The organism is Vibrio variabilis (assembly GCF_003263785.1).
Classification (GTDB): domain Bacteria; phylum Pseudomonadota; class Gammaproteobacteria; order Enterobacterales; family Vibrionaceae; genus Vibrio; species Vibrio variabilis.
Map to the genome: position 1 here is coordinate 24,417 of NZ_JYJK01000065.1, position 6,390 is coordinate 30,806.

A 6,390-nucleotide genomic window follows, 5' to 3' on the forward strand; every position below is an offset into this window, starting at 1 on the left:
CTACCAATAACGCTGTCTGGGTTTAAACTCAGGCGGCGTTTTTTTTCGTAGCGCCTTTTGCATACGTCCAAAGTTTCTTCCCAGCATAATACGTATCTGGCTATAGGTTTCATAGGCTAACAGTTTCCACGCTGGCGCTGTCCAATATCGGGTGTACATATGCTTCATCGCGGCATTCACGTCGGGAGACATACGTTTTACTTTATTTGCCAGCGCTTGAGCTGCCTCTAATGGCTCTTCGCAAACCTCTGTGACCAATCCATATTTTAACGCTTCTTCCGCTGACAACTCTTGACCACAGATAGAGATGAGCATCGCTCTGTCCTTAGGCACCACTTCACGCAGAGCAATAGAGCCAGCCATATCCGATGTTAACCCCATCTTTGATTCCATAATGGATAGATTCGCCTTTGGCGAGCAAATACGAAAATCAGCACCAAGCGCAATTTGCATCCCTGCGCCCCAGCAGTAACCGTCGATTGCGGCAATGACTGGGACGGATAATTTGCGCCAGTTACTGCTTACCTGTTGAGCTCGATTGGACTGACCCGGCCACCATTTGAACAGCAATTTCGCCGCATTACTTTTGTTGGTCATCATAGATTTGAAGTCGAGACCGGAACTAAAGTTGTCCCCTGCTCCTGTCAAAATCACCGCTCTGAGCTGGCGATCTTTACGTAGCGCACGGCTCACGTGAATCAGCTCTTCGAACATCCCCAAATCGACACCATTAAGCTTATCAGGGCGATTTAACGTCACAGTCACCACATCCTCAGTGCGGCTGACTTTGATCCTTTTATAGTCCATCGTTATTCCTTTATTTTGCTGGCTTTTTCATCAGTGTAGTGAGGGCTGGGAGAAGCGTTAGAATATTTACTCAATAATGAGAACCCCATCGTGTATAGCACTGGCCTCATTTACGCATTGCGACAGAACCCCAACCGAATGTGATGTCTGACCAAAACTGACAATACAATCACTTATTTTTTCGATGTCGCTTACGTTATTGAGCTGTGTTACTTGTTTTGAGCAATTCGCGTGATTGAATGAAAGCGTTAGATTGGATGAATAGGAAGTAGAATCCATGATTAAGGAAAATCAGCAAACACCTCACAACCACTCAACCACAGTGATCACATATCAGGATAGCGATCCATGGTGGTTTAGTGTCTTATTAGTCGTATTTACCTACCTACTGTTGGCCTTTGTGCTCCCAGATCAATTGTCAAAGGGCGATCAAGATACCGCCGCCTTCATTGATACAGTAAGTCGCTTTGCACTCCCCATTGCGATGACTTGGTGTATTCCTTCGCTGGTAACACGAGCTAAGCAAGTTATCATTGGCAAAAGGCAGTTCGCTTAAAAATTAGACACTTGTCACTTTTAACGGTGGATGCTTAATTCGTCCACCAAAAGTTTATTTTTTCACCTTATCGGCAGAACTTCTCAGGTTTACAAACAGTTAGCTCTAGCACGTTATATACCCCACAAAAATGTGAGCAAGATCACCTTGATCGTACTTTTTCATGGTGTTATCGTGGCTTTGATGACGAAAATGTGACCACAAAGGAGTGTGCTTTGCCGAATATTCAAGTGAGCCGTTGGCGTGTTGAATCTTGCCCTAAAGCATTAGAGCAAAAAATCATCTCAGCCGTCGCCTACAAGGAAATGAAGGGAACTATTTCTGATTTTGAGTTGTGTCAGATATTCGGGGAAACCGTTTGGAAGAGCGGTGAGGATTACCATACTCATGCAGTATCGGTGTTAATTAACGAAGCCGAAAAGTGCTGCAGAGTGATACCTAGACAGTTTGCTTAACTGTTTTAGTCGCATTAAAAAGGTCTACCCTAGGGTAGACCTTTTTTGTATCCGGCATTATTGTCTTTGAAACAACTTAGCTTTGCGAATAAATCGTCTCTAGCGTCTCATCTTTACGCTTCCAGACATCATTGAGCCAATGGTGGAAACGGCGCTTGAATACTTTGTCATTAAAGTAATCCCCATTAAGATTTTCATCCATTTGGTAAACATCTATCTTGACCACGACTTTGGTGAGCTTGCCTTTCAACAAGTCCTTGAACGGATCGTCGCGGTTTTCTGGATACGCCAGTGTAATGTCTACGACGCCATCTAAAAGGTGATTCATTGCATTAAGCGTGAACGCAACGCCACCTGTTTTTGGCTTCAGCAAGTGTCTATAAGGCGTTTTAACCGTTGCCAACTTTTCTTCGCTGTAACGGGTACCTTCCACAAAGCTGATCATAGTGGTGGGTACATGTTCAAACTTCTTACACGCCTTACGAATCGCATTAAAATCGTCGTTGCGGCGCTCTGGGTTCTTAACAAGGTACGCTTGCGAATGCCTTTTCATAAACGGCATATCAAGTCCCCAGCACGCTAGGCCAACAAACGGGACATACAATAGACTCTGCTTGAGCAAGAACTTACACATCGGCATTTTGTTTTTCATTACCGAGGTGATGATAACGATGTCCGCCCAACTGAGGTGGTTAGACAGCAGCATGTACCATTGCTCTGGGGTTAAGTCGTCGCCGCCTTCTACGTCCCACTCGATATTGTTATTTAGATTAAGAAGCCACAAATTAATCGTTGCCCAAAGCCACATCTGCTTATTCGATAAGCTTGTCATCAGGGTCTTAACAGACGCGAGAGGTAGAACTAATTTGATGATCGAGAATGAACAAACCACCACAGCCGTGATAGCCGTATTGACCATGACAAGAAAAGAATTAATAAACAGACGTAGATTGCTAAACATACCAATTGTTACAGAACGTAAAAGAGGCGGCAATCATAGCAACTTTTAACCAAACGTATAGTAAAGCTTTGTCATCCAGATATGAATTTGTAGAATTATCCCAATAAAACACTTAAATTACAAAAGCTTATAAAGTTACCAGACCATAGTCCTCCGACCAGAAATGAAAAAGCCTTGTGAACACACAAGGCTAAAGCTCGTCATTTAAGCCAACCAGCCAGCGAAATGCCCCACTAAATACAAACATAGCCCAGCCATAATGCCGGCAACAATATCATCAATCATGATACCCAATCCGCCATGCATGCGTTTGTCGAGCCAGCCGATAGGCCAAGGTTTTACCATGTCAAAGAAACGGAACAACACAAAGCCTGTGATTAACCATTTCCAATCATCGGCAGGCAGTTTGAGTGCAGGCACAATGGCCATGGTGATCCAAAAGCCAGCGAACTCATCCCAAACGATTGAGCCATGATCATGCACACCCATGTCTTGAGAGGTGACGTCGCAAATTTTGATGCCAATGATGCAAGCAATGACTACGGCAATGAGGTAAACACTGAGCGGCAGTTGAACCAGTAACAGGTACAAAGGGATCGATGCAAGTGTTCCCATGGTGCCGGGGATGATCGGTGACAAACCGCTCCCAAAACCGGTTGCTAACAGGTGCCAAGGGTTTTTAAGTGAGATTAGGTCGAGAGGATTGCTCATTGATTTCCCTTAAAATGATCAAAACCGTCAAGTTGCCAGCCCACTGGCGCATCGTCGTTGTGAAGCTCTAAATATTCGGTGCCGGTCAGTTGCCCAATACAGGTAAACGGCGTATTACTTAACGCCACTTCAAGTTGACCGCGATTGGCCTCTGGCACGGTAAAGCACAATTCGTACTCTTCACCACTGGTCAGTGCATATTGCAGAGCAAGTGCACGGCTACCAACAAATTGCAGTAGCTCTTTAGATATCGGAAGCGCTGCAACATTAAGCCTTGCACCAACCTTAGAGCGCTTCAGAATGTGCCCTAAATCCGCCGCCAGCCCATCAGAAATGTCGATGGCCGCTGAGGCGATATCTCGCAACGCGATGCCTGCGAGTACGCGTGGCGTAGCTTCAAAGTGGCGCCGCTGCAATTCTTGGTTAAGGCTGCTATCGGCGCTGATGTTGTTTTCTAAAATCACATCCAGCCCTGCTTTGGCGTCACCAAGAATACCTGTGACATAGACCCAGTCTCCTGACTGCGCACCATGCGAGTCAGCGCCTTGCCTTCTGGTAGCGTACCTTGAACAGTGAGCGTAATAGTGAGCGGGCCTTTGGTGGTGTCGCCGCCAATAAGTTGAATTCCATAGTAGTCGGCAAGCTTGAAAAACGCATTGGAGAAACGCTCTAACCATGACGTATTGATTTCAGGTAACGAAATACCCATAGAAACCCAAGCTGGGGAAGCACCCATGGCCACTAAATCACTGATGTTGGACGCGAGCGCTTTGTGAGCAATTTGCGCAGGATTGGCGTCGGCGAGAAAATGCGTGCCCGCCACTAAGGTGTCGGTACTAATGGCAATGTGATAGCCAGCAGGAGGGGCGACAATCGCACAGTCGTCTCCTTGAGCGAGAATCACATCTTTGCGGTTTTGCTGCTTATGAGCAAAGTACTTATCGATTAAACTAAATTCACCAGACATCTTGTCGACTTGGCAACGAAAAGGTGAACAGAGTATATAAAAAAGGCCAGCAAATTGCTGACCTTTTTACGAATAGACAAACGTTGTTTGTTACTTCTTACGAACGTGCGGTGCGGCTTTATCTAGTACACCGTTAACAAACTTGTGGCTGTCTTCTGCAGCGAATACTTTTGCAAGTTCGATCGCTTCGTTAATAACCACTTTGTAAGGTACGTCTTCACGACTTGTCATCTCGTACATCGCTAGGCGAAGAAGCGCAAGTTCCATCATGTCTAGATCTTGCATTGGGCGAGAAACAAATGGACGTAGCTTGCTGTCTAGCTCCGTGTGATTCAACGCGACACCCGTGAGTAGGTCACGGAAATATACAACGTCAGTCTCTGGCGCAGTCAACGCAGGCTCAGCAGCATGATGTTCTTCTTCATCATACTTACCACCTGATAAGAACTGTTCTTCAACAGTGGCAACATTTTCTTTAGTAATTTGCCAAGAATAAATTGCTTGCAGAGCAAATTGACGTGCATTACGACGTGCGGCTGGTTTCACACTGGCCCCCATTAGGAATCGATTTCAGAAAGAACGTTGATCATTTCAAGCGCGCTTAGTGCAGCCTCTGCACCTTTATTACCAGCCTTGGTTCCTGCACGCTCGATAGCTTGATCGATGGTATCAACAGTCAATACACCAAAGGCTACTGGTAGGCTATATTCCAGAGACACTTGTGCAAGACCTTTATTACACTCACTACAAACATAGTCGAAATGTGGTGTACCGCCACGAATGACTGTACCTAGCGATACGATTGCATCAAACTTGCCTGTTTTTGCAACACGTTGAGCAACAAGAGGTAGCTCAACTGCACCTGGGCAGCGTACAACCGTGATGTTGTCTTCGCTCACTTGACCGTGACGTTTCAAAGTATCGATAGCACCCGATAGTAGGCTTTCATTGATAAAACTATTGAAACGAGAAATCACAATAGCAATCTTTGCGTTCGGTGCTGGGAAGCCACCCTCGATAACTTTCATATGCTTTCCTTATAAACTATGTTCATCGCGCGAGAATCGACGGATTCTAGCACAAGTCATTTATTAATATCTACCGCTAACTTTGCCGAGACAAGGCTTTGGCAAAGCCGCCCAAAATGGCACGCGGACTTAATGAGAAAAAGCCTTTGCTTATCAGAAGCAAAGGCTTGTTTGATTACTCTGTCACGTATTCGGTTACTGTCAGACCAAAACCACCAAGCGCATGGTATTTTTTGTCTGCCGATGACAGCAACTTCATCTCGTGCACGCCAAGATCGGCTAGAATTTGAGAACCCACACCTACGCGGCGCGATGTACCCTGCTTTTTCGCCATAGTTGGCGCCGTGCCGCTGTCTTGCTGTTCGAACATTTTCATCTTGTGGATCAAGAAGTCTGTGCTCTCTTCATTACCAAGAATCACTAGTACACCTCCTTCATCGCCAATGCGCTTCATCGCTTTGTCCAACGTCCAGCTACGATCTGAGTTGCGGTTTGAACGCAGAATATCAGTGAACGTGTCTTGCAAGTGAACACGTACTAGTGGTGTGTTCGCAGTTAAGTCACCAGCACACATAGCGTAGTGGATTTGGTTATCGATGGTATCGCGGTAAGTGACCAGTTCAAACTCACCAAACTCAGTCGGTAGATGACATGCAGCAACGCGCTCAATCGTTGTTTCGTTGTTGTTACGGTACTCGATTAGGTCAGCAATCGTACCTAGTTTGATGTCATGCTTCTCGGCAAATACTTCAAGATCTGGGCGACGCGCCATGGTGCCGTCGTCATTTAAGATCTCAACAATCACCGACGCTGGCTCAAGACCCGCCAGTTTTGCCAAATCACAGCCCGCTTCAGTGTGACCTGCGCGAGTCAGCACGCCACCATCTTGAGCAGCAAGTGGGAAG

At 46.0% G+C, this 6,390-nt stretch carries 8 protein-coding genes and 1 pseudogene; 2 read left to right on the forward strand and 7 right to left on the reverse strand.

Annotated elements, in window-relative coordinates; genetic code table 11:
* A complete protein-coding gene (locus tag TZ48_RS09615; RefSeq protein WP_112478990.1) occupies nt 1-807 on the reverse strand; it encodes a crotonase/enoyl-CoA hydratase family protein in 807 nt (268 codons plus the stop codon).
* 277 nt (nt 808-1,084) lie between these two features.
* On the opposite strand from TZ48_RS09615, the gene TZ48_RS09620 reads away from it, so the two are divergent.
* Together TZ48_RS09620 and TZ48_RS09625 are read left to right on the forward strand one after the other, a co-directional pair.
* Complete coding sequence (locus TZ48_RS09620; RefSeq protein ID WP_112478991.1) at nt 1,085-1,363, forward strand: hypothetical protein; 279 nt, start codon at nt 1,085-1,087, stop codon at nt 1,361-1,363.
* Nucleotides 1,364-1,578: 215 nt separating this feature from the next.
* The gene (locus tag TZ48_RS09625; RefSeq protein ID WP_042496929.1) at nt 1,579-1,818 is read left to right on the forward strand and encodes a hypothetical protein; all 240 of its coding nucleotides are present in this window, start codon (nt 1,579-1,581) and stop codon (nt 1,816-1,818) included.
* A gap of 76 nt (nt 1,819-1,894) precedes the next feature.
* On the opposite strand, the gene TZ48_RS09630 is transcribed toward TZ48_RS09625, so the two are convergent.
* The 6 genes and pseudogenes from TZ48_RS09630 to TZ48_RS09655 form a co-directional block, all read right to left on the reverse strand.
* Entirely contained in the window at nt 1,895-2,779 is an 885-nt protein-coding gene (locus tag TZ48_RS09630) for an acyltransferase (protein WP_112478992.1), read from the reverse strand.
* 204 nt (nt 2,780-2,983) lie between these two features.
* Nucleotides 2,984-3,490: a phosphatidylglycerophosphatase A gene (pgpA, locus tag TZ48_RS09635; RefSeq protein WP_112462109.1), complete on the reverse strand. Its 507-nt coding sequence runs from the start codon at nt 3,488-3,490 to the stop codon at nt 2,984-2,986.
* A pseudogene (gene thiL, locus TZ48_RS09640) lies at nt 3,487-4,457 on the reverse strand (thiamine-phosphate kinase). Before thiL ends, pgpA begins: the two are co-directional and overlap by 4 nt.
* A 90-nt stretch (nt 4,458-4,547) precedes the next feature.
* Nucleotides 4,548-5,015: a transcription antitermination factor NusB gene (nusB, locus tag TZ48_RS09645; protein WP_006069876.1), complete on the reverse strand. Its 468-nt coding sequence runs from the start codon at nt 5,013-5,015 to the stop codon at nt 4,548-4,550.
* Complete coding sequence (gene ribH, locus TZ48_RS09650) at nt 5,015-5,485, reverse strand: 6,7-dimethyl-8-ribityllumazine synthase (RefSeq protein ID WP_004415274.1); 471 nt, start codon at nt 5,483-5,485, stop codon at nt 5,015-5,017. The genes nusB and ribH overlap by 1 nt, the downstream gene beginning before the upstream one ends.
* A gap of 175 nt (nt 5,486-5,660) precedes the next feature.
* Nucleotides 5,661-6,390 (reverse strand): 3,4-dihydroxy-2-butanone-4-phosphate synthase (locus tag TZ48_RS09655; protein WP_112478993.1); only part of this gene is annotated, 730 nt, incomplete at its 5' end.